This window comes from Paenibacillus dendritiformis (assembly GCF_945605565.1).
Taxonomy (GTDB): domain Bacteria; phylum Bacillota; class Bacilli; order Paenibacillales; family Paenibacillaceae; genus Paenibacillus_B; species Paenibacillus_B dendritiformis_A.
Map to the genome: position 1 here is coordinate 5142994 of NZ_OX216966.1, position 25766 is coordinate 5168759.

A 25766-nucleotide genomic window follows, 5' to 3' on the forward strand; every position below is an offset into this window, starting at 1 on the left:
ATGTCCGCCGAATACAGGATTAACCCAAATCCGGTAAATTCTCGTCTTAACCTGCTTTCTGCAACATCCAGGGTTCACTATCTCTAACCATTGCCAAACTCTCTCCCCCTCACTCTACAATATTTTTCCACGCTATCTACACCGTAATTTTCCGAATAATTATCAATTGTGCAACTGACAATTCTTTTCTCTTCATTGTCAATTGAAAAATGTGTGTAATCCTTCTCATACAGATTTTGTAACAGACTTTGTTGATCTAACTGTGCACTGTCAAAGTATGTAATATAACAATGTATCTTATAGTTTAATTTTTCCCGTTTCAACTCGTTGCGTATTTCGAATATCTTGTCTACATCAATAGAAAGATCGAGTTCATTTTTTTTCTTATCTTTAAGAGCCAATATATCTATATCCAATGCTATTTCTTCCATCCTGGCATTTTTTATAAATTCCTTAAAATAACTATCTTTCATACCAGAAGCATTATAAGTCACTTCGAAATAATACCGATCAGTTGGAAACGCTTTTTCCAATATCGGCTGGAACCTTTTTTTGATTTGATAATCATCCAGGGTATCTATGCCTTGCGAAGTCTCTCTTGCAATCACATTAATAATCGGCGTCTCGGCCTTGCCAGGTGTTGCCCTGATCTCATAATGCCCGTTAAACACCGGGTTATAGATGCTGCTCCTTAGCGTAAACGGCTCCTTATATTTCTCCTCCAAATGCGCGACCGCCATTTCCCCGTATTTTCCCGGTTGGGCTGTCCACTCGCGGATTAAAAAATCGCCCATCAAAGTCCCGCGAAATATGAAAGTTAACAGCACAATTAATGCGAAGCTCCCGAACATAACGAGCAAAACCCATTTCACTGTTTTATCCAACAACGTCCCTCCTCACCAGACTCCAGCATCATTATCCATTCTCCATTTCCACCTTACACAACTGAAATCCGGTAAATCCCCGTCTTAACATACTCTCCACCACATCCAATCGAATGACAATCATTCTTTCAATCAGACCCGCTACTTTGAATACTTTGCAATTTCCTATTTTTTGTCGATCCAGAACCAGATGTTTGACTGTACCATTTTTATGGAAAGCGCTCGCACTTGCCAGGCAATCAATAAGATCGGGGATGAGCAGCCAATACATTTCTTGTCTCATTACAGTCTGATCAAGCAATATAACAGGTTTAAAGAATAATTTTGGATCATACCTTAGCCAAAGTTGTTTTAAGCGGTTAGATATTATAGGAAGGTGACTCTCGATGTAATCCATATATTCGTTTCCGGGATTGGGCTTTACATCGAAGTGCAGAATCTCATCCCTTTTTCCAATGATATCCTGTTCCAGAATTTTTTTTATCATTTGAGCATCTCCAAGGAGATGAACTGCGTCGGTAATTCGAGAGTCTTGCGTAATTGCGAAATAACTCATGCACTCTGCTCCTTGTATATCATCTCGCTTATGTCGAAATATTCACCTATCCGTACTTCTAGTCCGTCATGTTTCTCAATCGCGATATATTCGTCCAGCTCTATGGCTTGTGACACTGCGTGAAACGCCAAGCTACTCACATAGCGAAAAAAGTGAACTGCTTCTGCCAGCTTAATCTGATCCATATCTGCCGCATGGATAAGACCGGCATATCGTTTTCGCTCGGGCTCCAACTCCCTCATGAGTTCATGAAGAAATTGAAACGCCCAACTCGCATCATAATGGCTCACGCATTTTTCTTTATCTAAATACCAACGATGATCGAAAGCTTGGATGATGCATACGCCTCGATTGGCTAATAGCTCGCTCCGAAGCATAGAATACGTTATATAGGCAATCTTCCCTTTTTGCTCTTCTTCCTGCTGTCTCCGAATAAGCTGACATATCCCCCGAAATGAATTCAGAAAACCAATCCCTAATTCTTCCTGGTGCGTACGATAATATTTCTCCAGTTCCAATAGTTTTGATGCTTTCTTGGTCGCCACGAAGACATCCATAAAGTGTTGAATTGCCTCTTCTTTGTTCAATTGGTTTTAACGTCCTTTCCTTTGAACCGTGTGGATCCCTCTCTCATCGTGATGCTGCTGTCACGGCAACTCATGTTTATTTCTTGCTCAGCCTTAATAATAATTTTCTTCTGTGAATCCATAATTATATCTTCCTCGGAAATGAAGTTAATCGGCTTTTTACTAAAAATCTCAATACCGTCTACTTCATTTAATCGGATATAGATCTCTCCATCTTTTCCTGTAATGACAATCTCTTCAGGGCTGAACATTAATTCTTTTCCTGAAGCGGTTCGGAAGTATTTAATTTGAGGATTTTCTAATTTATTTGAATCCCCATCTTTTAGGTCTTTGCGAATAGAGCTGAGGACATATCCTTCCTCTTCCTTGTTGCTCGGGAAATAAACCTTCACTGCGTCTCCAAGCTCTGGCATAACATACCACCCGGTATTTCCTTCTGCGGTATAGACGGAGGAGTAAGGAAACCAAGTCGCCTTGCCTACACTCTGTTTTTTATCAATTTCCAAATGTACTTTGACATTGTTCTTGGAAACCGAAATAACCTCGCCCTCGATAGAAATCCCTGCAATAGGATTATCGATCGGGCTTTGGTAAAGCCCCTCCAATGGACACAAATTGTATACATGGCTGACTACACTGTTCTTCATCTGGGTATGTACTGTACTAACGTACAAGCTTTTTTCTTTAAATTGGACCTCGCTGCCAATCTCCATTATCTTACTTGTCTCTACTTCATAATAAATAAAGTCATTTACATCGATATTGTGATCGCTGTTTTCGGATGAATCGCGATAATTAGCCAATTTCTTTTGTACACTATAATTAAAATCTTCTAGGGTTCCCTTTGAACTCCCCTGAGGAATACCAAAATAAAACTTGGGCTTCTCAAAATTTGATGCAGGTACGAGCCCCGTTGAAAGACGCGATGACATTCTTTTAAGAAACTGCCAATCTGTCTCATCATACTGCATCGTAAATTTACCGATACTCGCTCCCTCAGAGGCAACATCCATAAAATCAACCCATGGATAATCCGCCATCATCTGCTGTACCATGTCGAAATAGGACATATTTTTATCCTGAAAGGATCTTCTTCTACGCCTGATATCAAGGATATAAGTGTGAGACACGGCCTCTACCTGCATATAGTAAATGTCCCTGACTGCTTTAATTTCTATGTTTGTCACTAAACCAGAGAATAGCGGGATACCATTTGATTGCTCATCCAGTTGAGTGATTTCAATGTTGGTGTGGATATCTGTCATTCCCACGTAGGTATCCTTAAGCTCTTCAGGAACAATTCCAGTCAAAAAAAGACGGGAATGCTCATTAACTCTCTTTACAATTTCCAATTCCTGCAGCCGTGTCAGACGATAAGGAGATATCCTTAGATTTTCATAAGTGATGATTCCGCTCATTTTTCGTTGCCCCTTCGTTTATGATTTGGAAGGAATTCATAATTTCCTCCGCGATCGACTGCCAATCACCCATTTCCTCCTCAGTGCAATTGAATGTACACATTAGAGCTTTTCCTTCCAGTTCCATACAAAACATGAAATTATAGATGCTCGTATCCAGCGCGGGAAGGAGTACCTCGAAAAAGCCTACACTTTTGCCATTTACTACTTTGACACCATCATCAAACCATTCCGCTGACGGGTTTATTTTCTTGATGAACTCCATCATTAGATCTTTAAAGGCGCTGGTATCCTTTTCTTTAATCTCTGTAGACGTATGATTAAATGCCATATTTATCGTCGTGCTCTCGCTCATTAATATCAAATTAGGTCTTCGCTCAGAAGGGTATTTTAATGCGGCCAGATCATTCGGCATCTCTTCAAACACACTAGGAAGATGCACTTTGATTTTTTTGTTCAGAAGCTCCCTTTCCGAAAATCGAATGATTTCACGGGTCGTTTTTACATAGCCTTTAGATACACTTCCCCTGCCAGGATCAATACCGTTATCATTCTGCTCCTTATTTAGCAGCTCCATAATTTTCTCATCTGCGTATTCCATAAGTACTTCCCCCTTCTCTGCCACAATCACCCGCTGCCTACAGCCGGCTTGCCAATCATATGCTCCCGGTCTTGAGTAACAAGACTCTTCTCTTCCAACCAATAATCAGGATTTATGCCCCATAACGCATTGAACAATAACGACTACCTTATGTACTCGCATAGAACTATATTTTCCGTACAGCAACCTTTCTCAAGAACGAAAAAATATGGAAATCGAGCTTATTCGACTTTATCTTAATGATATTTCTCCCAATGTGTCAATGAGTCTTCGAATCGGGACTTTCGGGCCAAAAACAAAGTCATCCAATAACAATAAATGTCGAATCGTGGAAGTAGTCTTCAAATTTCCCTGCGAGAACGAGAGTGTTGTGTGAGCATTTATATAATATGGAAGGTTTACATTTTAGAAAAAACATATCAAAATATGGATGTCAGATTATTGAAAATGGGAGAAGGTGCTGATGGGATGGCACAAATATTGTCCATTGGGGAATTAATATAGTGCTATCGACACAATAGAGGCATGACTTTATCGCAATTATCAGAATTGACAGGCATACATAAAGGTACCATATCCAAAATCGAAAACGCTGACGTTAAAAGGCCGAAATATATGACAATCCGTCCGCTTGCAGAAGCATTAGAAATACCGTTAGAGGCTTTGGTCGGGCTCCACATAACCGTTGACAAGAGGGCAGATACCCTTGTTTTCGTGTTACAGGACGTGATTCAGCATTCGAGTACTGCGGAACTGGTGCAAAAAGTAGGGAGAAAATTTTTGGAATCGCCTAGCGACGACAGTTATTCCTTGGTTGAGCGGCTCTATGCCTTCACAGAAAGCCTCATCTAGGGTCTTTCTAAATTCGACAGTGATAAAAAACCTTCCGAAGTTCAATAGTTCAATTTATATAGGGTGAACATGTGCGTCAAGAAAAACAGTGTACCAAGAATGACGTTACATGTACAAAGAAATCGTTCCTTTCGTAGATGGCAGGTTGGTACTTCCATTTTACGAAAGAACGATTTCTTTTTGTATTGCATTTTGAAAAATAGGGGGACCAGTCCAAGTTCAAACCTGATAATCAAGCCCCCTACCCTCTTGCCGAACGCCCCAGTTCGCTGACGCGGCGGCGCCCCTCCCCTTGCATCCATTCCAGAAAAGGCATTTGCTGCTTGAACTGCCGCATCCATTTCGCTGCCGGATCGGGCGCATAAGCCGCCTGACAGAGGAAGAACAAGCTTACCCGAGAGAGCGCTGCAGGAAGAGCGCGAATCTCTTCCCCGGTTAACTCTCCATAGCCTGATAAAAAGGCGGCATCGAAGGTCTCCGCATATTGCGGAAGCAGCAAATAGATGACCCATAGCGCATAGGCGACGTCAAACAATTGGACGCCATGCTGCACGAAATCGAAGTCCATCACGCAATTGACATGGTTGAACAGATAGCGCTGATTCCAAAAATGCCAGTCGCCATGAATAATGGAACGAGGCAGCATCGGTTCCGCTTCATCATATTGCTTTACAATCCGCTCCAGAAAATGGGACGCGCGGGACAACTCCCCGGCCGGGATTCCCGGCAGCGATTGAAGGTGACGGAACGTATCGGACAAATAATCGCTCGAACGATAAAAGGACCAGTCCGGAGTCGGCCCCGGCTTCATCCCCCGCAGCAGGCGGTGGAACTTCCGCAGCATGCCCGCACTCGCCCGCACTTGCTGCTCCCGGCATTGGAAGCTTCTCCCCCGTACAAATGGGGTCACTTGAATTCGCTGACCCTCATCATAAATGGTGCTGGCTCCCTGCTCATCCTTGAGCGGACGCAGCACGGGAATCTCTTCCTCCGGCAAGGCATCCAGCAAGCTTGACACATATTGAAGATGTTCCTCACGAACCGATGAATTGACAAAGCGAATGACATAGCTTCCTTTAGTCGTCCTGATCTTGATATTGATATTAAATGAGCCCCGAAGTCTGATCGCTTCCCCCAGCAGCTCCCCTAACGAAAAGTGACGGCAAACCCGTTCCACAGTGGTTCGGAAAGCATCATTCACACCGACATCGAGGGATGCCCCCATTTCAACCACTCCTTTTGATTAATTCATCCCAATCACGCAGCCGTTTCGAATCGAGCGCGTCGACATGCTCAAGGAACGATTCCAGCAGGTTCATTCTTCTGAGCCCCTTGGCCAATACGATGGGAACGGCGCAATATTGAGAATAAGCATGAACCAAGTCAATAATTTTCATTTTGCCGCCCCGATAGAAAAATAGATGGATCAAGGCAATGTCGATGCGGGCAAATTTCCTCTTTTTCATCTCGTCAAGGGTATCGAGAATCTGTGCCGCATCTTCTCTAGTCAGGCGGCCTGTGCGGCGCAGCCGGGACTGCATCGTCTCCCCGTCCAAATACTCCATAATGATATAATCCGCTCCAGCCTCATACAGATCCGGCAGAATCGGCGATCCCTCTGCCCGGCAGTATGCTTCGCATTCCAATTCAGCGTACCGTACCTTGGCATAGAGTTTGACGCATCGATCAGCCGCAATCCGGTACACCGTTCCTTGTTGTCCGCTTCCTATTTTTACGGCGTGCTCGGGCAAACGGTACTCCTTCAATGATGTCACCTCTCTACCTGCAGACTCTGATGCAATATATTCATTTGCTCTCGAAAAATAGGTAGTCAAAGGCGGAAAAGAAATATCATCGTTGAAAATACACGAGTGTACATGTCACTTTTGTTCCTATCACATATGAATGAAATATACGCTAACCCCTCTATAAAGGGCGTGAATCGATGCAGAAAAGCAAACGGGCGCTGACCGTCAAGAAAAAAACGGGAAGACGTTCCTCGATGAAGCGAACCCGCAAACGGACAGGAATGGCCAGCCCTACTGCCCTTCATCCAGTACCTGCCGATATCTCTCCCGTCCCTTCCCCTACAGTATGGCCGCTGCGTATCTTGATGGTCATCGATCAGTTCAATATCGGAGGAACAGAGACGTATACGCTGTCGTTGACAAGAGAGCTCATCCGTCAGGGTGCGTTCGTGGCTGTTGCCGGCAAGAGAGGGAAGCTGTTGGATTCCTTTGTCGGTCTCGGATGTGCGTACTATGAGATTGATTTCGTACAGGATAATTTCGAGCCTGACGTGGCGAACCAGATCCAGCATTTGAACGTGCTGAAGATGGTTATCCATGCCGAGCGAATCCATGTTGTGCATGCCCATCAGACTCCTTCTGGGGAGCTGGCCAGGAAGGCGGCCGAGCACATGAATATCCCTTTTGTCTTTACCGTTCATGGATGCTATTACGATGGCCCTGTCATGAAGAAGCTGCAGTCCGGCACGACCTTCATCAGTGTCAGCCCCGTGGTGGAACGCATGCTGCGCCGTCATGGCATTGAGTCGCAGCTCATCCCCAACGGAGTCGATGTGGCCGAGTACAACGCCTACAATCCAATGTACCAGCAATACTTGCGCAGCAAGCTGGGGATTCCGAAGCATGCCTTTGTTGTACTATATGCCGGACGTCTGTCCTGGGAGAAGGCGGATATATGCGAGGAATCGATTCGCACGGTGGCAGCGATGCGCAGATCGGGGAAATCCCCGTTAATTCTCATGATTGTAGGGGGCGGTCGAGACCAGGAAAAGGTAGCGGAGCTCGCAGAGCGAGAGCGGCAGTTGGCCGGAGAACCGTTTATCATTTTTCCGGGAGAAGTAATGAATATGAGAGCTTGCTACGCCATCAGTGATTGCGTAATCGGAACCGGCCGTATCGGGCTGGAAGCTATGGCCTGCCTGCGCCCTCTTATATCCGCCGGCAGCAGAGGGTTCCTCGGTGTCATCGACGCCAGCAAATATGATCAGGCGTGGGATTGCTGGTTCGGGGATCACCATTCAGAGCAGCCCGTATCGAGACAACTGCTGATGGCTCATATTCAGCAGATTCGGCAGATGGGAAGCGAAGAGATAAGCGAGCTGGTGCAGTCCGGAAGGTCCTTCGTAACGGAGCGGTTCCATGTCTCCCAAGCTGCAAGTCGGATGCTGGATATTTACCGCCAGCTGGTTCTGCCTGTGATGTGACTAACTAACGATTATGGAGGGAAAGCCGTTGGAACAATATCAAATTGGTCCCTGGGAGCATCTGATTCATACCGTTCCGCCCGGAACGGTACTGGAACAATATGTGCCCCCTGAAGTCGAAGAAGTAGCGCGGCATGTCATGAGCCAATATGACATGCAGGTCAGCAGCATGGTGCTGATTACATCGAAGCCGGACAAAGGCGGGGCAATCTGGAGAATCGACACCGACAAAGGCCCCCGAAGTCTCAAGGTGCTGCACCGCGTTCCTTCCCGCAGTCTATTCAGCATCGGCGCACAGCAGTATCTGGTCGAGCAAGGAGCGCGCGTGCCTGCCCTGATTCCAACGACCGGGAATGAGAATTACGTGGAAGCCGGGGGCAAGCTCTGGATTGTAACGGACTGGATCGAACAGATGCAGCCTGTATCCAAAATCGATCTGGAAGGCGCCTCTACACTTTGTTATGGACTTGGCGAATTCCACCGTATGTCCAAAGGGTATATTCCTCCTGCACGGGCAGGCAAATCATCCCGTTTGTACACCTGGCCGAAATACTATGAAAAAATTATTGCCAAGATCGGGTGGTTCCGGGATATTGCCAACGCCTACAATGAATTCCCTGCCAGCCAGCAATTGCTCGGCGTCGTCGATGAATTCGAGAGACAAGCGCGCGAAGCGCTGGAACGGCTGCATGCCTCCAAATATTTCAGCATGACGGCAATGGGAGAGCCGCATTGGGGTCTCGTTCACCAAGACTATGGGTGGTCGAACGGTCAAATGGGACCTGGCGGCATCTGGGTCATTGATTTAGACGGCGTCGCTTATGATTTTCCGTTCCGTGACCTGCGGAAGCTGATCACGAGCACGATGGACGATATGGGCATGTGGGATATGGCCTGGATTCGCGGAATGATCGGCGCCTACCATGAGGCGAATCCGATGGATCGGGAGATGTTCGAGCTCCTCTGCTTGGATATGGCCTTCCCGAATGAATTCTACAAGCATGTCAAGGAGGTCGTGTTCGATCCGGTGACCTTCCTCTCCATGGAGCTGGAGCCGATATTGCAGCGGGTGCTTGCGACCGAGAACACGAAGTGGCAGGCCTTGGCGGAGCTGGCTGCCGATGCCGAGCAATATGCGCCTGGCGATTATAGCACACCGGCTCCGGCGGCTTCGTGGCAAATGGATCTCCCGAATTCCTTCTTGAATGGAGAGCCGATGCCGGTCATCGAGGTTCCTGCCTTCCCGCATCCGGAGCCTCCTCCAGCGGTGACGGACAGCGGAACGGATGCGCCGGAGGCGCATGCCGAGACACAGGAAGCCGTCTCGGGCGAGCCTTCCATCCCTGTGGCAGTGCCTGCCGAACCGGCACCTGCTGAACCTGTACATGCTGAATCGGTACCTGCTGCGGCGGAACATGTTGCGGTGGAACATGCTGCCGCGGAGCCTGTTGGCGTGGCACCTGCTGCAGCGGAATCTGCTGCTCATCCTGCAGCCCCTGAACCCGCAGCTAAGCCTGACACGGCTCCGGCCGTCGATCCGATATTGCCGCGGGCGACCGGAACGGCCCGCCGCCGGAGAAGAACGGGGCGCCGTCTTCGCCCTTCCGCCAGCAGGAAGCGCCTGTCCCGGAGAAGGGGGTCGCTTCGCCGCAAGCGGCGGTTCAGCGCTGCGCGTATGCGCCGTGTGAAGACGGTCCGGTTATTGCGCCGGCACCGCACCGCTCGCCATTCCCGCAAGAAGTCCCGTTCCGGCAAGACTGCCTAAGACAGGAGGAAGCATACAGCATGAATATATTAATGATCTGTACGGAAAAGCTCCCTGTCCCCAATATTAGAGGCGGGGCCATCCAGACTTATATTGGCGGAGTAGCTCCGCAACTCGGCCAGCATCACCGTCTGACCATTCTTGGAAGGTCCGATCCAGATCTTCCGGACGTCGAAGTCGTAGACGGAATACGGTATGTCCGAGTTCCGTCGGACGGCCTGTTCGAATTGTATGCGGAAGGGGTTATCGGCTTCCTCTCCCAACAAGGGGAGCATTACGATATCATTCATATTTTCAACCGTCCGCGCCTCGTGCTTCCGGTCCGCAACGTCGCCCCGGCTTCCCGAATTATTCTCAGCATGCACAACGACATGTTCCACCCGGCCAAGATTCATCCGGAGGAAGGAAGCGCTGTCGTCGAACAGGCGGAGCGGATCATTACGATCAGCAACTATATCGGGCAGGAAATCGTCCGCTACCATCCGCATGCCGCCCCGAAGCTGCGCACGATATACTCTGGCGTTGACCTGTCTCTCTTCGCGCCGTGGATGGAATCCGACCACGCCCGCAACGAGCGGAACAACTTGCGCGCCCAGAACCAGCTGGAATCGAAAAAAGTCATCCTGTTCGTCGGCAGACTGTCGCGCAACAAAGGCCCGCATGTGCTGGTGAAGGCCATGTCCCATCTCAAGCATTCGGAGGCCGCTCTGGTCGTCGTGGGCGGTGCCTGGTACAGCGATAACAAGGTCAGCGATTATATCGCCTACGTCCGTGCCTTGGCCGCCCGTTCTCCTCTTCCCGTCATTACAACCGGATATGTTCAGTCAGGCGACATCCACCGCTGGTTCTGCGCAGCCGACGTATTTGTGTGCACCTCGCTCTGGGATGAGCCGCTGGCGAGAGTTCATTACGAAGCGATGGCTGCCGGGCTTCCCTTCTTGACGACAGCCCGCGGCGGCAATCCCGAAGTCGTGCTGAATGACAACGGGATGCTCATTACCGATCCGGAAAATCCGCTCGAATACGCCGAGAAGCTGAACCAACTCCTCTCCAATATGGATGCCAGCCGGCAGATGGGGCTGCGAGGCCGGCGGATTGCCGAACAGCGGTTCATCTGGCCGCGCGTTGCTCAAGAGATATTGGAGGTATGGAACGGTCAATAACGGACAGACAGGCGCCGAAGAAATCCGGCGCCTGTCTTTATGGATATAGTTGCCGAAGCGACTCTATCTCCGCCGCCAATCCCGCTTGGAGACTGACGCGCGGATGATAGCCCAGCAGCGACTCCGCCTTCGCGATGTCGGCCCAAGTATGGCGGGGTTCCCCGTACGTGTCTCCCACGTACTGTATAGCAGCCTTTTGTTGAAGCAGTTCCTCCAACAGCATGATGCAGGTCTTCACGGATGCCCGTTCCCTGCCGCCGATGTTCAATATCTCGCCGCGAATTCCACCCGCGTAGACTGCGGCGGCAATCCCTTCGACACAATCCGATACATACGTGAAATCGCGGGTCTGGCTTCCGTCGCCATACAGCGTAATCGGATCTCCCTGGAGCATTTGACGGATGAAGCGGTGAAAAGCCATATCCGGCCGCTGTCTCGGACCATATACGGTAAAGAAGCGAAGCACCGTGACCGGAATGCCGTCATTGTGCAAATAGACGCGGCACAGGTGTTCTCCCGTTAATTTGCTAACGCCGTACGGGGATAACGGCTCCGGCTTGGCGCTCTCGTCGACGCGCCCGCTCTGATCGCCGTAGACGGATGAGGTCGACGCATAAATAAACTTGCGCACCGGATGCTGCTTGCAGCCTTCCAGCAAGCGCTGCGTCGCCACGATGTTATGTGCGGCATAAGCCGAGAATTCGGGGCCCCAGCTTGATCGTACCCCGGGCATCCCCGCCAGATGGCAGACCACATCAACACCATCCAGCAGCTCCATCATCGGCGCATTCAGCAGATCAAGCTCATGGAAAATGAAGCGCGGATGATCCAGCAGCGCCTGAAGATTAAGCTGCCGATTCCGGCGGGGAGTCGATGAGTCGATCAATCCGTCAACGCCGATGACATGCGTCTGCTCATCCTGGAGCAGCCTTTCACAGAGATGGGAGCCGATGAATCCAGCAGCTCCCGTGACCAAAATGTTCACAATACGTCCCCCTCCGATGTTATGAGACGGCTATGAGGAAGTCCCTAGTTGGGCGGCTGGACTCCCACTCCTTGGTAATTGTAGCCCCAGGCCGCCATCTGCGCCGCATCCAGCATATTCCTTCCGTCGAACAGGAACGGCGTTCTCATCACGTCCCGAAGCCTATCCCATTCCAATGCCGAATAGGCGGGCCATTCGGTGCAGATAACGGCAGCGTCGGCTCCTTGCAGCGCCTCCTCCGCCTCCAGGCATTGGGTCAGCCGCGCCGTTCGGACGGAGTCGGGAACGCGGGCGACAGGATCATGCACCTTCACTTCAGCCCCATGCTTCAGCAGATAGGAGATGACGGACAACGAAGGCGCTTCTCTCATATCGTCGGTACCCGGCTTGAACGCAAGGCCCAACACGGCTATTTTCCGTCCTTTCAGCGTATGCAGCTTCCGGCTCAGCCGCGTCATCAGGTATATATATTGGGTGCGATTGATCTTAACGACCTTCTCCAGCAGCGTTAGACGTACGCCGTATTGACGGGCCGTATGCAGCAGCGCTTTGACATCTTTGGGGAAGCAGGAGCCGCCATACCCTATGCCGGCCCGCAGGAAGGAGCCGCCAATGCGCGAATCGAGTCCCATCCCTTCGGCAATGTCAGACACTTGCACGCCGCATTGGTCGCACAACCGGGCAAGCTCGTTCATGAAGGAGATTTTGGCAGCAAGAAATGCGTTAGAGGCATACTTGATCATTTCTGCGGTAGCCGGTTCCGTATGAAGGACAGGACAAGACATCGTATGATACAGTTGACGAACGATGCTTGCAGCTCTTTCCGATTGGCTGCCGATAATGATGCGGTCGGGGTGAAGCGCATCGTGCAGCGCGCTCCCCTCTCTCAGAAATTCCGGGTTCGAGACGACGTCAAAAGGCTGCTCGGAGTGCTGGCTGCCTGCTATCCAGCCGGCCACCTTGCGGTTCGTCCCGACAGGCACGGTGCTTTTGACGACAATCACTTTATACTCCTGCATGAACTCGCCTATCTGTTCCGCCGCCTGCTGAATGTAGCTCAAATTCGCGCTCCCGTCGTTCCCGGACGGAGTCCCGACGCATAAAAACAAGATTTGATGATCTCGAATCGCCTGCTGCGCATCGGTATAGAAGCGTACATTTCCCGACTGAACATGCTTCAGCAGCAGCCCGTCCAATCCCGGTTCATAAAATGGAAGCTGTCCGTTCTGCATTGACTCCAGCTTCGCCTTGTCCGTGTCTATCCCAGACACTTTCCAGCCCAGCTCCGCAAAAGCCAAAGCCGTCGTTGCGCCGACATAACCGAGCCCTATTACCAAGATATTCATTTATTCCACCTTCCAGATGGTGTCGCGATGAAATGCCGGCTCGCGATCACGCTGTTCAGTTCGGAGTGCTCCATGCTCACATCTTCCAGCAAAATACTATTCTTCACATGACAATCAATGAGACGGGCACGCGGGCCGATCGTGACATACGGACCTATCGTGCAATCGGTTAATTCACAGCTCGGATCCAATAAGACCGGCGGGATAATCCGGCATCCCGGATAATCATGTTCCCGGATCGGTTGCCCTGAACTCTCCAGTCCTTCCAATACCCAACGGTTCGCCTCCAACCAGCGCTCCGTCGTTCCGACGTCAGAATGATTTTCGTCCGTTATGGAGTACGCTACGGAATGATGATGATCGATGAGCCATTGTATCGCATGAGTAATCTCATACTCTCCCCGGGGAGAAGGAGATATGGAGTAAATCGCGCGGAAGATAGCGGGTGTGAAGACGTACGCCCCCAAGGACGCCAGGTTGGACTTGGGCCGCTCGGGCTTCTCCTCGAGCCCGATGACAAGATCGCCCTTTACTTCGGCAATGCCATAGTCCTGCGGATACGCCACCCTGCCCAGCAGCATTCCGGCATCGCGGCCCTTGCGCTCTACCAAGTCACGCAGTCCGGACAGCGACTGAGCAATCAGGTTATCGCCCAGAAGAAGCATGAACCGGTCCGAAGCGATAAAGCTCTCTGCTTGCTTGACTGCGTCTGCAATACCTAGCGGGATATCCTGATAGAGATAAGTCACCGTGATTCCCCATTGTTCACCATGTCCCAACCGTGCTTCGAACATCGCTTGGTGGTCGCGCTGGATAACGATTCCAATTTCTTGGATGTTCAGTTCCACCAGTTTCTCAATGCAATAAAATAGAAGCGGTTTATTCGCTACGGGCAGAAGCGATTTTGGAGTATCCGAGGAGAATGGTTGAACTCTGGATCCTTTGCCAGCACAGAGGATTAATCCCTTCATGACGATCGCTCCTTTATTCGTTACAGGCATACACCAGCTTATGCTCTCGTATTCTAGCAAGATAGGGCTTTTGTTCATTCATAGGGAAAATATACTTTTGTACATCTGGAACCCCGCGGTTAACAAGCGTTTTTTCCACTATCCCCCTCTCGCATTCGTCCATACCTTGTCTGGCGCCAGACATAGAATAGAGGGAAAGTAAATTATCATATTCATTCCAAGGAGAGGGTTGAGCGTAATGAGCAAATACGAAAATGTAAAAAAACAACTCGAAAATCTGGGAGGGTTCGATAGTATCGAGATTGAGTATAAGGGTGGAGAAGTCGTAGAGTTCGACGCCGATGGCGGAAGCCTCGACTCTTTCCTGAATGACATCGATTGGGACAAGGTCACGGATATCGACGTAGAGCTGGAAGGCGGGGAAAAGGTTGGCTTGGATTGGGATGGCGAGGACGACGAAGAAGATGAGGATGAGGAAGTGAAAGACAGCGGCGACGAAGACGAGGAAGACGAGGATGAAGATGACGAAGACAGCGACGAGGATGTAGACGCAGAAGACAGCGACGAGGAAGACGAGGATGTAGACGACGAAGACAGCGACGAGGAAGACGAGGATGAAGATGACGAAGGCAGCGACGAGGAAGACGAGGATGAAGACGACGAAGACAGTGACGAGGAAGACGAGGATGTAGACGCAGAAGACAGCGACGAGGAAGACGAGGATGAAGACGACGAAGACAGCGACGAGGAAGACGAGGATGTAGACGCCGAAGACAGTGACGAGGAAGACGAGGATGAAGACGACGAAGACAGCGACGAGGAAGACGAGGATGTAGACGCAGAAGACAGCGACGAGGAAGATGAGGATGAAGACGACGAAGACAGCGACGAAGAAGACGAAGACGAAGATGAAGACGACGAAGACGATGACTAATCCTTCCTTATGATGGATACAGCAAGATCAAGCCTTTCTGAAGCGAGACTGCTCCAGAAAGGCTTTTTTCGTTTCTAACCACCGACCGTTACTTCCCCCGAATTCGGGATAATGATGACATCATGCGTGTTGAAGTTGAGGATCCGGCTTCGGACATCGCTGTTCGAGATGAACACATCCTCCCCGCTGCTGTCGATGCAGTACGCGATCGGAAGCGAGACCTCGGAGTCGCGAAAGGAGCCGTCCGCATGGCTTGTCCCGATAATCATGGCACGGTTCGCTCGAGCGATCTGGCGCGCCGTCTCCACCCATTCGTCGAATTGCGCTTGACTGAACATGCCGACACCGATCGGGTGGACGATCAGATCCCGGCGTACGGACTCGTCGGCCGGCAGACCTTGCAGCACCAGCTCATCGCAGAGCAGACATGCGATGCCCAGGCCGTCAAGCTCCGTAACGGCCCCCGCCTCGTACTTGGCCCGATCGAGAAGAATCTCCCCTTTGCGGTTAATGATGATTGCCCGATCCTTCGGTTTTTTGTGCCCTGAAATGATGCTTGTACCGAAGGCGCTTGCCAGGCGGCAAGCCTGATCCACATGATCGTTCAAGTACCCTTCCGGGTACAGTACGATATCTGCCTCGGGATGACTCCGCAATTCCGCTTCCAGCTGTTCAATGGAAGCTTCCAGCTTCGGCTGCCCAATCAATATTTTCATCGTCACTCTCCCCTTCTCTCGAGCGTAGCTGACACTTAATCTGATTCTACATGACGATCCCGCTCAATGGAAATAAAGGAATTATTCTCTTGATGGGGACCGCAGCCAGGCGCAAAAAAATGCCTTGACCGCATCCCTTTGGTCGCTGCAGCCAAGACATTCGTTAGATTATAGAAAGACGAAAAAAATCACCGCCGCCAACACCAAGCGGTAAATGGCGAATGGAACGAGCTTGATGCGGTTGATCAGCTTCAGGAAAAAACGGATGGAAATCAGGGCGAACACGAAGGCGCTGATAAATCCGATGATGAAGAACGGCACGGCTTCCATCGTAATGGAATCCCAGCTCTTCAGCAGCGACAGGAAGCTCGCTCCCGCCATAATCGGCACCGCCATAATGAACGTGAAATCGGCCGCCGCGCGATGGCTCATCCCGGCTAGCACGCCGCCGGAAATGGTCGACCCGGAACGGGAAAAACCCGGCCACAGGGACAGACATTGAATCAAGCCGACGGAGAAGGCTTGTCCGTACGTAATCTGATCGACCGTCTCCGCCCTCGGGCGGCGCGGCCGGAACCAGTCTGCCGCGATCATGAGAATGGCCCCCAGCACGAGACCGACGACGACGGTCTTGGTCGAGAACAAATACTCATCGATATAGTCGTTGAAGAGCACGCCGAGGACACCGGCCGGAATGAGCCCGACGATCACCTGCAGCAGGTTCAGTCTCGGCTCGAACGGCGACCTCTCCTTCCTGCGGTTCAATCCGAGCAAGCTCATGAAGCGCCCCCACATGACCACGACAACCGCCAAGATGGATCCCAACTGGATGACGATCTTGAACGTATTGGCCACCGCGGGCGAGAACAGCTCTTTCGATTGGAACAAGAAATCATCGACGATAATCATATGACCGGTGGAAGACACCGGCGCGAACTCCGTAAGGCCTTCCACGAGACCCAAGACGAAGGCCACAAATGATTCCCACAAATTCAAAAATATTCACTCTCCCCGGCCACTTCTGAGCCGTAACAAAATAATAGAATAGCAGCTTGATGCACCGTTCCGGCACAGCTTGATCGCGGCTTGCGCATGAGGCTGCGAACCTGCAAGATGACCGATGAGTTCCGAACCGCATCCATCCCCATGCTGCGCGGCACGATGCCAGAATCCAAATGTACAGCAAAAATGATTGGCACGCAAGACAAGAATTCACTGCCGCTCTAGGGGGCAATGCCATTTATGGAAGAACCAGATTGCATGTCGGGCTCTCCTCATCGAACAGCTTCAGGTCCAGCAGCAGCTTGCGGGCAAGCTCCACATGCCCGTGCTGATTCGGATGAATAGCATCATTCAGCCAGTCGGCGCGCAGCCGCGCTTGCTCCGGCTGCTTGGTCATCCAGTGGGCATAATGATCAATGAGCACGGTATGCTCCTCCAACGCGATCTCCCGGACGATATGTACATAATGGCTAAGATCCGATCTTGTCGTGGCTTCCGCCTCGAAGATCGGATTCGGCGTCTGCAGCACGGGAATCGCGCCGAGATCGCGAATTCGCTGAATCACCCGAACGAAGCTGCCACGGAACTTCCCTCTTCCCGCCGGCCCGCTCGTGCAGTCATTCATCCCCAGCATCAAGAATACCGCATCTGGCTGGAATCTTGCGATTCTATCGGCAAATCCCCGCTCGATATCTTGAATCGTATGGCCGCTGATTCCCGTATTGATGACAACATCGTGGAAGCGCTGCAGCTCCCACCGGATTCTTTCCTGAATATGCTCCACGTAATTGCGCATGCCATTCGTATGCAATGGCCCATGGGTAATGCTGTCCCCCGTGAACAGCCATACACGAGGCTTGTCCCCGCTCAACATCTTGAATAAGCTCTCCCCGTCTGGCGTCATCTTCCGCTCCCCCTCTTCCTGAAATGCGATCGGCAGTTCCGAACCCGTTCCTTCGCGCTGCCACGAAATCACTGTCATTGTACCTGTTTCCGGTCCACGTGGCAATGAGACAGCATGGAAGCGGAGATCCGTCCGCTTCGGCTGCTCCGGCCCGGCGGATGCCGGGCCGGGACGCTTCCTCTCCCATCGGTCATACGATGCCATTCCGATGCCGACAGCAGCTTCGGTTCACCACAGCTGGAACCGGTCGATATGCTCGTAGACGGGTAAGCCACTGTTGACTTTTTTCCATACCGCCTTGTCATCCTTTATCATGCGCCGCGAATATTTATATTGGCTGCTGCCTCTACCGACCTTCTTATTGCACATCCCCAGTTGAATTTTCTCGCCGAGCATCGGCTCGATATAAATCGCGTGTTCAAATATCCAATCTTCAGCACCACATTCTTCGTGTAGCTGGGAACATACGATGCAATAAAACACAGCCACGACCTCCTTATCTCCGTAGATACTCTGAGAATTCCATTGCTGCCACGATACGGGCCCGCGCCGTCCATCGTTACGATGCTGCGCCCGCTCAACGGCCCGCCCTGGGATTGCGACGGATTCAAGTGTTGCTATATAGTACAGCAAATGTTGAGAAAGTGTGCATATTTCCCCCTGCCCGTTGCAAATAAATCAACAAAACGTTCATTGGAAGCAATTCTGTTGACTTTTGCTCAACAATGTAAGGACGAAGTCCCAGATCGCTGTTGTAGACGGAGCACATGCATAGTAACCGTTCCAGTTGGCGATGCTGCCGGGTCCTACATTTTAAACGACAAAATTCGACAAGTCGTTTCTGTCTTCACCGGATTGCCTTCGGGTACTTCGGGAGCACCTGCAAATCAAGGGATAACGATGGGAAAAGGAAAGCTGGTGATCAGCTTCTCATCCGGAAGGAAACCCTTCCTCGCCTTCCTTTTCATCCCGCTTTCGGGAACTTTTTATAGAGACGATGGCACTATTAGCCGAAAAAAACGGGAATTTTGCTGCATGTCAATCCATTTGCGGCCCGCCGATATTTAGCATTGTCGTTCATCAACAGGAAAATGAACGAACATGCATAAGGGGGATGTTGCACAAGATGAGACAACAAGCATGGATGAGATGGGCTTCGATTTTGCTGGCGGCGGCCATCGCCGCAGGAAGTCCGGCAGGCTTCGCCGCCGCTCAATCGAAGGGGACGCTCCCGGTTGAAGTAGTAACGGAGCCGAGAGCCGCCAGCGCCTTGGCGATGGAGGAGCTTACGCCGTTCGCTGCGCCGCTGGGCGTTGACGGAGAGCTTCCAGGCGAGGCGGCAGAGATTGCAGATGCCGGACTCTCTGAGCCGCAGCCGCGGCCGCTGAAGAGCGAAGCGCGCACAGACGGCCAGTACAGCATGGCGGAACTGAATTCGCTCTCGTATGAGGAGCTTACGGATCTGCTCGTTCGCATTGAATGGCATAAGATTCCCGAGCTTTTCAAATACAACGACGATACCCGCCGTTTTTACGAGGATGAGAACCGTTTCCAAGCGATTGTGGATCGGCTGCAAGAAAGCGGAACGCGGTTCACGCCGGAGGACGATCAAGGCATTCCGACATTAGTGGAGGTGCTCCGATCCGGCTATTACCTCGGATATTACAACAAGGAGCTGGCCCGGATTAATGAACCGGCATTCCGGGACAAGATGCTCCCTGCCATCAAGGCGATTATCGATAACCCGGCCTTTGCTTGGGGCAACGACTTACAGAACAAGGTTATCGGAGCGACAGGCAGAATGATCTCCAATTCTACCACCGATCCGGATACCGTGAAGCGATTGACAGGGCTTCTTCAGAGCTTCAACGACCGTGCGGATGCCTTGTCCGGTGATTACGAGGCTTCCAGTGCATTCTACGAGGTGATGAAGGGTGTCGGTTATGTGCTGATGTGGCGCATGAACGAACCGGACCGGGAAGCTGCGTTCAAGGGAAGCATCGACGGCTATTTGGAGCAGCTGTTCCGGATGGCGCAGCATGGACCTGCATCGGCGGACAAGGTGTGGCTGACGAATAACGCCATTTACTACACCGGTTCGCTCGGCCGTTATTACAGCGAGCCGCAGCAGGTGAACCGGGTGCTGACCGATGTCATGCAGACCGCGCCGGCGCTGGGCGAGATCTACTTCGTGGCTGCCGATCAGATTGACCAGCACTATGCGGGAACAGATGCTTCCGGCCGCCGGATCGATATGAACGACTTGAAGCAGCGCGGGAAGGAACGCTATTTGCCGCAGCGGGTCGAGTTCGATGACGGCCGCTTCGTATTCCGGACGGGCGGCCAGCTGAGCGAGGAACAGCTTCAGCGCTTATATTGGGCGGCCAAGGAGGTTCAAGCCCAATTCCATCGCGTCATCGGCAGCGATCAGCCATTGGAGACGGGAAATCCGGATGATGTGCTGACGGTCGTCATTTACAACAATCCGGACGAATACCGGATGAACCGGTATTTGTACGGGTACGACACCGACAACGGCGGCATATACATTGAACCCGACGGCACGTTCTTTACGTATGATCGGACGATTGACCAGAGTATTTATAGTCTGGAAGAGCTGTTCCGCCATGAATTTACCCATTACCTCCAGGGCCGGTACGAGGTGCCGGGCATGTGGGGCCAGGGGCCGCTGTATAAAACTGGACGCATGCAATGGTTTGATGAAGGCGGCGCCGAGTTCTTCGCCGGAGCTACGCGGACGGAAGGGATTCAGCCCCGCAAGTCGGTCGTCGGCAATCTGCGCCATGACGGTCCGGGGGAGCGCTTTACCGTCTCGGATACGGTGAATTCCCAGTACGGGACATGGAAATTTTATGATTATTCCTTTGCGTTGTACGATTACTTGTACCATCAAGATTTTAGGACGATGGATCGCATTCATCAGGCCATCCGGTTCAACGATGCGCCCGCTTATGAAGGACAGCTTGCGGCAATAAGCGGAGATACGCGCATGAATGATGCTTACCAACGCTCGATTGAGGCGCAGGTCGCCCGCTATGACAGCTTGACGGTTCCGCTCGTCTCGGATGATTATTTGCTGGCGCCTGATCCGAAGCCGGCGCGGGAAATTTATAGCGAAATCGCGGCGGTGGCCGGCTTGAAGGATACGAGCGCAACGGAGCGGGAATCGCGCTTCTTCCGGTCCTTCGAGCTTCGCGGCACGTACATCGGAAGCGCCGCTGCGGGGAAAGAGCAAGATTGGCAGACGATGAACAGCTTGACGGACGGCTTCTTGCAAGCTTTATCGGATCAGCCATGGAACGGATATAAGACCGTCACCGCATACTTTACCAATTACCGCGTGGACGATGAAGGACGATTCGTCTATGATGTCGTGTTCCATGGCAGGCTTCCCGCAGACGGGGAATCTGGCGAGAATCCGGACGACAACGGCGGAAAATTGCCGGATGGAGGCAACGGGAATGAGGGCAACGAGGGAGCCGAGGATGGCGGTCATGACGGCGGACAACCGAATGCGGACCATGAACCGAATGATTCCTGGGAACAGGCCGTTCCGTTGGATGGGACGGGCAATCCGGTATCCGGCAAGCTGAGCGATACAGATCGGGTTGATGTTTACCGCTTCGATGCCGTGAAGGCGGAACAATGGACGATTGAATTGGAAACGGAACAGGCGCAAAGTGCCGCCTGGGTACTCTACCATGAGGCTAATCTGAATGACTATGCCGCCTACCCGACGCAAGTGGAGGGAACGAGCGTAGCCGGTTCCGTAGAGGCTGTGCCGGGAACCTATTATGTGTATGTATATACGGTGGGGAACGGAGAGCAGTCCTATCGCTTGGTCGTCCAGCCGGGAACAGGCCAAGAACAGGAGCCGGAGCTTCCTACGTTCGAGGAGACCGAGCCGAACGATACGCCTGAGACGGCCAATGGGCCGATTCCGGCAGGCCGGCCTGTCATTGGGACCCTCAATGGCAGTGATAAGCAGGATGTGTTCATCATTGACGTGGACCAACCGGCGGAGCTTCAGATTGAGTTGGAGCGGCGGCTTGGTTCCGGCGTGAATTGGATCCTGTACCGGGAAGGCGATACCGATCGTCCGCTCCTGTACCCGTCCGAGATGGAAGGCAACCGGATGAGCGGCGGATTCGCGGCGGAACCGGGGCGGTACCATCTGTATGTGTACAAATATACCGATGAGGATATTCACTATACGCTGCAGGTTCAGCATTAATTGAGCTGCCGCCCCGCCTTAACGGGGTGGCAGAATGACGTTAAAAAAGCGTGCCTACTCGCAAGAGTGGTGCGCTTTTTTGCTTGAAGTGAAGCTTCGGAACGGGCAACAAGCAAAGACTTCACCCCCGGACATGACTTTCGAACGCCAAGCCAAGAGAGTGAAGCCGCTATGTGATATTCTTCAAGAATTTTCTTCCATTAGATAGGTCAGGCCTGATCGTTATCCTTTGACAGCGCCTTCGGTCAACCCTTTTTGGATAAACTTCGAGATGAACAGATACACAATCAGTACCGGAATTACGGTCAGCGACACGGCCGTCGCCATCAGTCCGAAGTCGGTTCCATATTGCGAGCTGATTTCATTCAGCAAGGCCACGATTGGCCGGACATTTTCTTTGTTGACAAAAATCATGGCCGAGAACAAATCATTGTACGACCACATAAAGACGAAAATGCTGGCCGAGGCGAATACAGGCTGCGATATCGGCACGAACACCTTCGTGAACATTTGCCAGCGGTTGCAGCCGTCAATGAATGCGGCTTCCTCCAAATCTTTCGGGATCGTGGCCATATATCCCGCGATGACCAGCGTGGCGAACGTCAAGTTCCCTGCGGTCTGGGGCAGAATCAGCCCCCAATAGGTATTGACCAGGCTTGTTTTGATCAAAATCTCATACACCGGTACAACCGTGGCAAATGCCGGAATGAGCAAGGTAGCGTAAAGAATCGAATAAATGGTTCTCTTGCCGCGGAATTGGAAGCGGGATAATATATAAGCCGCTAATCCGCCGAACAGCAGCACCAAAAATACAGTGCCGAAGGACATAATCAAGCTGTTCACATAGCTCTTCCCGATATTGATCCGGTCCAGCGCATTGGTGTAGTTCGTCATCACCGGGTTCCAGGCGATTCCGAACGAGTTGTTCATGACATCCCGCGACATCTTGAACGAGTTGTTCACAATCCAGAATAACGGATAGATTGTCGTCAAGGCCCACGCGGTCAATACGGCATACATCAAGGCGGCGCTTACGCTAAACCGCTTAGACTTCGCACGCCGGGCATTGCGTTCCACGACTAAGGTTGGCTCCATCTCTGTACACCCCTATAATGCTTAGTAAGTAATCTCGTCCCTCTTCAGCAGCCGATTGGCAATGAGCGCCAGCAGAACGCCGAACACGACCATGTAAATGGCTATCGTGGAACCGTAACCGAAGTTTTGATCCACCATGGCCTTTTTGTACATGTACGTTCCGAGCACTTCCGTCCCGTTCTGCCCCTTCGTAATGACCCAGACGAATTCGAATACTTTCAACGTCCCCGTAATCGCCAATGTGATGACAACCTTGATATCGCTCATAATGAGAGGAATGGTCAGCATCGTTGTTTTGCGGATGCCGGATATCCCTTCGAGCTTGGCCGCTTCATAGTAGTCGGAAGGAATTTTGGACATCGCAGTCAGGAACAGGACAAAATAAAAGCCGATGTAGTGCCATACCGTTGGAATTGCTACGGCTTTCAACGCATTATTCTCATCGAGCCATAATATTTTTTCAATGCCGAAGTTCGCCAGCAGATTGTTCAACAGACCGAAATTATAGTTGTAGAACAGCACGAACAACAGGGAGATCGCCGTGCCGGAAATGACGACAGGGAAAAAGAAGACGGTTCGGTAAAATCCCTTCAACTTTTGAATGTTGTCGACCAATACCGCCAGCACGAGCGCAATACCGACCTGGAACAAAATGACATAAATCATCAATTCCAAGGTGTGCAGCGTTGCCGCGCCCAGCAGCTCATCCGTGAATAGCCTCTTGTAGTTATCCCAGCCGACAAATTTCTTGTCGAAAAAACCGGAGGTGCGATAAAAGCTGAGATAGACGCTCTTGAAGAACGGATAATATAGAAAGACCGACATAAACACCGCTGCAGGCAGTAAAAACATGACAATATACTTTCGGTCGCCCTTCATATTTATCACCTTTGATGTTTATTTTCTTCCTTCTGCGAAATGACTACGCCGCCCGAATGAGGATTGAGGGGCGGCGTTCGTCATGGTTTTCAACCGTTTCAGATCAGATAATGAGATTCATATTATTTTTTATTGTCATCTTCGGTTTTCTTCGCATCTTCGATCGCTTGGGTCGGCGTTTTCTTGCCCGTTACCACCTGTTGAACGCTGGCGCGAAGATTGGAGAACGTTTCTTGTGCCACTTTGCTGTCGACCGGAGCACTGATGGAAGCAGCCTTCGCCGCCATCGCGAATCCATCCAGCGCAACCTGCGGCAAGCCGGTTACTTCCACGTCAGCAGCAGGCGTACCGCCGTTCGCCGTTGCGATTTTTTGAATGCTGGCCGGGGAAGTCAGATGCTTCAGCAATGCAATCGCGGCATCTTTTTTCGCTGCATCGTCATAGGTCGATTTTGGCAGATAGAATCCGGAGCCGAAGCCGCCTACGAGGTCGTTGCCGCTGCCGGCGCCGCCAGGAACCTGCGGGAATGGCACGACCGTCGAGTTGTTGCGCGTTTCGTCGCTCCACCCATTAATGGCCCAGGAGCCTTCGAGAATCATCGCGGCCAGACCTTCGCTGTAATAGTTGCCGGCCATACCGAGATCAATCGTTGCCGCATCTTTCGGGAATGCGCCGAGATCATACAGCTCCTTCAACGCTGCGTAGCCTTTTTCCCAGTTCGGGTCGATGCCGTCAATCAAGCCTTTATCCTGACCTTCCGGCCCTGCTGCAGACAGAATCGCATGCTCGACCACATAGTGGGACTGGTCAAACGGTGCCGACAACGGAATGATGCCTTTGCCAGACAGGGTACTAACCGCTGTTTTCAGCTTATCCCAGTCGGTCGGGAGCTCCAGGCCGTTATCTTCGAAGATTTTCTTGTTAACGAACAAGCCTTCGTAGAATCCGGTCAACGGCACCGCGTAAATGTTGCCGTCTTTTTGTCTTGCTAGCTCAAGCGCGTTCGGAAGGAATCCGTTTTTCCACTCCGCATCCGCATCAAGAATTTCATTCAGCGGAACGACCTTGCCTGCATTGACGAAGCCTTCGGCGTCAGCGCCGATGAAGTAGAACAGCAAGTCCGGCTCGTTGCCGCTATTCATATCGGTGTTTACTTTCGTCCGGAAGCCGTCGTCGTTCGCGGACATCGGATCATTTTCAATCGTGACGTGAGGATTTTTCGCCGTAAAATCATCCAGAAGCGCTTGGAACGCTTCCCGGGACGGGTCCGTTCCTCCGAATGTCGAGAAGACGCGAAGCTTGACCGGATCGGCTTTGGCTTCCTGCGATCCTGTCTCGGCCGGCGGCGTTGTTCCTTCAGCCGGACCGGCGGCGTTGCTGCCGCCCTTATTGCCGCATGCCGCGAGGAACATGGAGAGCAACAGCATAATGCTCATCAGTACCAATGAAGACCTTTTCATTTTGCAAATCCCCCCAAGTATTTTTGTTCACCCTGCAGGTTGTTCTTGGTGTATATCTAAAGTGTAGTCCACACGACAGCGCATTCAAAGGATACATTCCTCTGATTGAGGGATAAATACTTCCACAAGACTGGCGCCTCGTTCCCGCGGCTGACGGCGAA

At 51.5% G+C, this 25766-nt stretch carries 22 protein-coding genes and 1 pseudogene; 6 read left to right on the top strand and 17 right to left on the bottom strand.

The features are described from left to right. Positions 1-83 precede the first annotated feature (83 nt). From NNL35_RS22965 to NNL35_RS22985, 5 genes are read right to left on the bottom strand one after another with little or no spacing between them, the layout of a single operon-like run. Positions 84-884: a hypothetical protein gene (locus NNL35_RS22965; protein WP_006678074.1), complete on the bottom strand. Its 801-nt coding sequence runs from the start codon at positions 882-884 to the stop codon at positions 84-86. 31 nt (positions 885-915) lie between these two features. Further along, positions 916-1440, bottom strand: coding sequence for a hypothetical protein (locus tag NNL35_RS22970; protein ID WP_006678073.1), 525 nt, complete (start codon positions 1438-1440; stop codon positions 916-918). Continuing rightward, positions 1437-2027, bottom strand: a complete 591-nt coding sequence (locus NNL35_RS22975; protein WP_006678072.1) for a hypothetical protein — start codon at positions 2025-2027, stop codon at positions 1437-1439. Before NNL35_RS22975 ends, NNL35_RS22970 begins: the two co-directional genes overlap by 4 nt. Further along, positions 2024-3445, bottom strand: a complete 1422-nt coding sequence (locus NNL35_RS22980) for a phage baseplate assembly protein V (RefSeq protein ID WP_254553754.1) — start codon at positions 3443-3445, stop codon at positions 2024-2026. Before NNL35_RS22980 ends, NNL35_RS22975 begins: the two co-directional genes overlap by 4 nt. Further along, the gene (locus tag NNL35_RS22985) at positions 3423-4046 is read right to left on the bottom strand and encodes a hypothetical protein (RefSeq protein WP_254553755.1); all 624 of its coding nucleotides are present in this window, start codon (positions 4044-4046) and stop codon (positions 3423-3425) included. The genes NNL35_RS22980 and NNL35_RS22985 overlap by 23 nt, the downstream gene beginning before the upstream one ends. 516 nt (positions 4047-4562) lie before the next feature. On the opposite strand from NNL35_RS22985, the pseudogene NNL35_RS22990 reads away from it, so the two are divergent. Next, a pseudogene (locus NNL35_RS22990) lies at positions 4563-4898 on the top strand (helix-turn-helix domain-containing protein); the annotation flags it as partial. Positions 4899-5139: 241 nt separating this feature from the next. Here NNL35_RS22990 and NNL35_RS22995 read toward each other — a convergent pair. Next, a complete protein-coding gene (locus NNL35_RS22995; RefSeq protein ID WP_254553757.1) occupies positions 5140-6123 on the bottom strand; it encodes a phosphotransferase in 984 nt (327 codons plus the stop codon). Position 6124: 1 nt separating this feature from the next. Continuing rightward, entirely contained in the window at positions 6125-6673 is a 549-nt protein-coding gene (locus NNL35_RS23000) for a hypothetical protein (RefSeq protein ID WP_254553758.1), read from the bottom strand. Positions 6674-6843: 170 nt separating this feature from the next. On the opposite strand from NNL35_RS23000, the gene NNL35_RS23005 reads away from it, so the two are divergent. From NNL35_RS23005 to NNL35_RS23015, 3 genes are read left to right on the top strand one after another with little or no spacing between them, the layout of a single operon-like run. Then, positions 6844-8130, top strand: a complete 1287-nt coding sequence (locus NNL35_RS23005; RefSeq protein ID WP_254553759.1) for a glycosyltransferase — start codon at positions 6844-6846, stop codon at positions 8128-8130. 28 nt (positions 8131-8158) lie between these two features. After that, the gene (locus tag NNL35_RS23010; RefSeq protein WP_254553760.1) at positions 8159-9895 is read left to right on the top strand and encodes a CotS family spore coat protein; all 1737 of its coding nucleotides are present in this window, start codon (positions 8159-8161) and stop codon (positions 9893-9895) included. Between the two features lie 20 nt (positions 9896-9915). Beyond that, complete coding sequence (locus NNL35_RS23015; protein WP_254553761.1) at positions 9916-11058, top strand: glycosyltransferase family 4 protein; 1143 nt, start codon at positions 9916-9918, stop codon at positions 11056-11058. Between the two features lie 37 nt (positions 11059-11095). On the opposite strand, the gene NNL35_RS23020 is transcribed toward NNL35_RS23015, so the two are convergent. From NNL35_RS23020 to NNL35_RS23030, 3 genes are read right to left on the bottom strand one after another with little or no spacing between them, the layout of a single operon-like run. Beyond that, entirely contained in the window at positions 11096-12043 is a 948-nt protein-coding gene (locus NNL35_RS23020) for an NAD-dependent epimerase/dehydratase family protein (protein WP_254553762.1), read from the bottom strand. Positions 12044-12087: 44 nt separating this feature from the next. Continuing rightward, positions 12088-13389 (bottom strand): UDP-glucose dehydrogenase family protein, encoded by a 1302-nt coding sequence (locus NNL35_RS23025; protein WP_254553763.1) that lies wholly within the window; start codon positions 13387-13389, stop codon positions 12088-12090. Next, complete coding sequence (locus NNL35_RS23030) at positions 13386-14390, bottom strand: sugar phosphate nucleotidyltransferase (RefSeq protein WP_338111503.1); 1005 nt, start codon at positions 14388-14390, stop codon at positions 13386-13388. The genes NNL35_RS23025 and NNL35_RS23030 overlap by 4 nt, the downstream gene beginning before the upstream one ends. 208 nt (positions 14391-14598) lie before the next feature. Here NNL35_RS23030 and NNL35_RS23035 point away from each other — a divergent pair, with 208 nt between their 5' ends. Next, a complete protein-coding gene (locus tag NNL35_RS23035) occupies positions 14599-15294 on the top strand; it encodes a hypothetical protein (protein ID WP_254553765.1) in 696 nt (231 codons plus the stop codon). 74 nt (positions 15295-15368) lie between these two features. On the opposite strand, the gene NNL35_RS23040 is transcribed toward NNL35_RS23035, so the two are convergent. From NNL35_RS23040 to NNL35_RS23055, 4 genes are all read right to left on the bottom strand, one after another. Then, positions 15369-16010, bottom strand: coding sequence for a carbon-nitrogen hydrolase family protein (locus tag NNL35_RS23040; protein ID WP_254553766.1), 642 nt, complete (start codon positions 16008-16010; stop codon positions 15369-15371). 168 nt (positions 16011-16178) lie between these two features. After that, on the bottom strand, positions 16179-17006 hold the full coding sequence (locus tag NNL35_RS23045; RefSeq protein ID WP_254553767.1) for an undecaprenyl-diphosphate phosphatase: 828 nt from the start codon (positions 17004-17006) through the stop codon (positions 16179-16181). 244 nt (positions 17007-17250) lie between these two features. Next, positions 17251-17994, bottom strand: coding sequence for an SGNH/GDSL hydrolase family protein (locus NNL35_RS23050; RefSeq protein ID WP_254553768.1), 744 nt, complete (start codon positions 17992-17994; stop codon positions 17251-17253). Between the two features lie 150 nt (positions 17995-18144). Further along, positions 18145-18399: a DUF3973 domain-containing protein gene (locus NNL35_RS23055; protein WP_254553769.1), complete on the bottom strand. Its 255-nt coding sequence runs from the start codon at positions 18397-18399 to the stop codon at positions 18145-18147. Between the two features lie 643 nt (positions 18400-19042). Here NNL35_RS23055 and NNL35_RS23060 point away from each other — a divergent pair. Continuing rightward, positions 19043-22171 (top strand): collagenase, encoded by a 3129-nt coding sequence (locus NNL35_RS23060; RefSeq protein ID WP_254553770.1) that lies wholly within the window; start codon positions 19043-19045, stop codon positions 22169-22171. A gap of 222 nt (positions 22172-22393) precedes the next feature. Here the strand turns inward: NNL35_RS23060 and NNL35_RS23065 are convergent, their stop codons facing one another. The 3 genes from NNL35_RS23065 to NNL35_RS23075 all read right to left on the bottom strand — a co-directional run bounded on the left by NNL35_RS23065 (position 22394) and on the right by NNL35_RS23075 (position 25581). After that, positions 22394-23266, bottom strand: coding sequence for a carbohydrate ABC transporter permease (locus tag NNL35_RS23065; RefSeq protein ID WP_006675764.1), 873 nt, complete (start codon positions 23264-23266; stop codon positions 22394-22396). A gap of 21 nt (positions 23267-23287) precedes the next feature. Continuing rightward, complete coding sequence (locus NNL35_RS23070) at positions 23288-24145, bottom strand: carbohydrate ABC transporter permease (RefSeq protein ID WP_006675765.1); 858 nt, start codon at positions 24143-24145, stop codon at positions 23288-23290. Positions 24146-24267: 122 nt separating this feature from the next. After that, positions 24268-25581 (bottom strand): ABC transporter substrate-binding protein, encoded by a 1314-nt coding sequence (locus NNL35_RS23075; protein WP_006675766.1) that lies wholly within the window; start codon positions 25579-25581, stop codon positions 24268-24270. Positions 25582-25766 lie beyond the last annotated feature (185 nt).

What these genes read in the sequence shown, in the direction of transcription:
- NNL35_RS23050 (WP_254553768.1), bottom strand. Translation starts at nt 17,994, where the DNA reads ATGACAGTGATTTCGTGGCAGCGCGAAGGAACGGGTTCGGAACTGCCG.
- NNL35_RS23075 (WP_006675766.1), bottom strand. Translation starts at nt 25,581, where the DNA reads ATGAGCATTATGCTGTTGCTCTCCATGTTCCTCGCGGCATGCGGCAAT.
- NNL35_RS23015 (WP_254553761.1), top strand. Translation starts at nt 9,916, where the DNA reads ATGAATATATTAATGATCTGTACGGAAAAGCTCCCTGTCCCCAATATT.
- NNL35_RS23030 (WP_338111503.1), bottom strand. Translation starts at nt 14,390, where the DNA reads ATGCCTGTAACGAATAAAGGAGCGATCGTCATGAAGGGATTAATCCTC.
- NNL35_RS22995 (WP_254553757.1), bottom strand. Translation starts at nt 6,123, where the DNA reads ATGGGGGCATCCCTCGATGTCGGTGTGAATGATGCTTTCCGAACCACT.
- NNL35_RS23005 (WP_254553759.1), top strand. Translation starts at nt 6,844, where the DNA reads ATGCAGAAAAGCAAACGGGCGCTGACCGTCAAGAAAAAAACGGGAAGA.
- NNL35_RS23025 (WP_254553763.1), bottom strand. Translation starts at nt 13,389, where the DNA reads ATGAATATCTTGGTAATAGGGCTCGGTTATGTCGGCGCAACGACGGCT.
- NNL35_RS23065 (WP_006675764.1), bottom strand. Translation starts at nt 23,266, where the DNA reads ATGGAGCCAACCTTAGTCGTGGAACGCAATGCCCGGCGTGCGAAGTCT.
- NNL35_RS23035 (WP_254553765.1), top strand. Translation starts at nt 14,599, where the DNA reads ATGAGCAAATACGAAAATGTAAAAAAACAACTCGAAAATCTGGGAGGG.
- NNL35_RS22985 (WP_254553755.1), bottom strand. Translation starts at nt 4,046, where the DNA reads ATGGAATACGCAGATGAGAAAATTATGGAGCTGCTAAATAAGGAGCAG.
- NNL35_RS23070 (WP_006675765.1), bottom strand. Translation starts at nt 24,145, where the DNA reads ATGAAGGGCGACCGAAAGTATATTGTCATGTTTTTACTGCCTGCAGCG.
- NNL35_RS23040 (WP_254553766.1), bottom strand. Translation starts at nt 16,010, where the DNA reads ATGAAAATATTGATTGGGCAGCCGAAGCTGGAAGCTTCCATTGAACAG.
- NNL35_RS23060 (WP_254553770.1), top strand. Translation starts at nt 19,043, where the DNA reads ATGAGACAACAAGCATGGATGAGATGGGCTTCGATTTTGCTGGCGGCG.
- NNL35_RS22980 (WP_254553754.1), bottom strand. Translation starts at nt 3,445, where the DNA reads ATGAGCGGAATCATCACTTATGAAAATCTAAGGATATCTCCTTATCGT.
- NNL35_RS22970 (WP_006678073.1), bottom strand. Translation starts at nt 1,440, where the DNA reads ATGAGTTATTTCGCAATTACGCAAGACTCTCGAATTACCGACGCAGTT.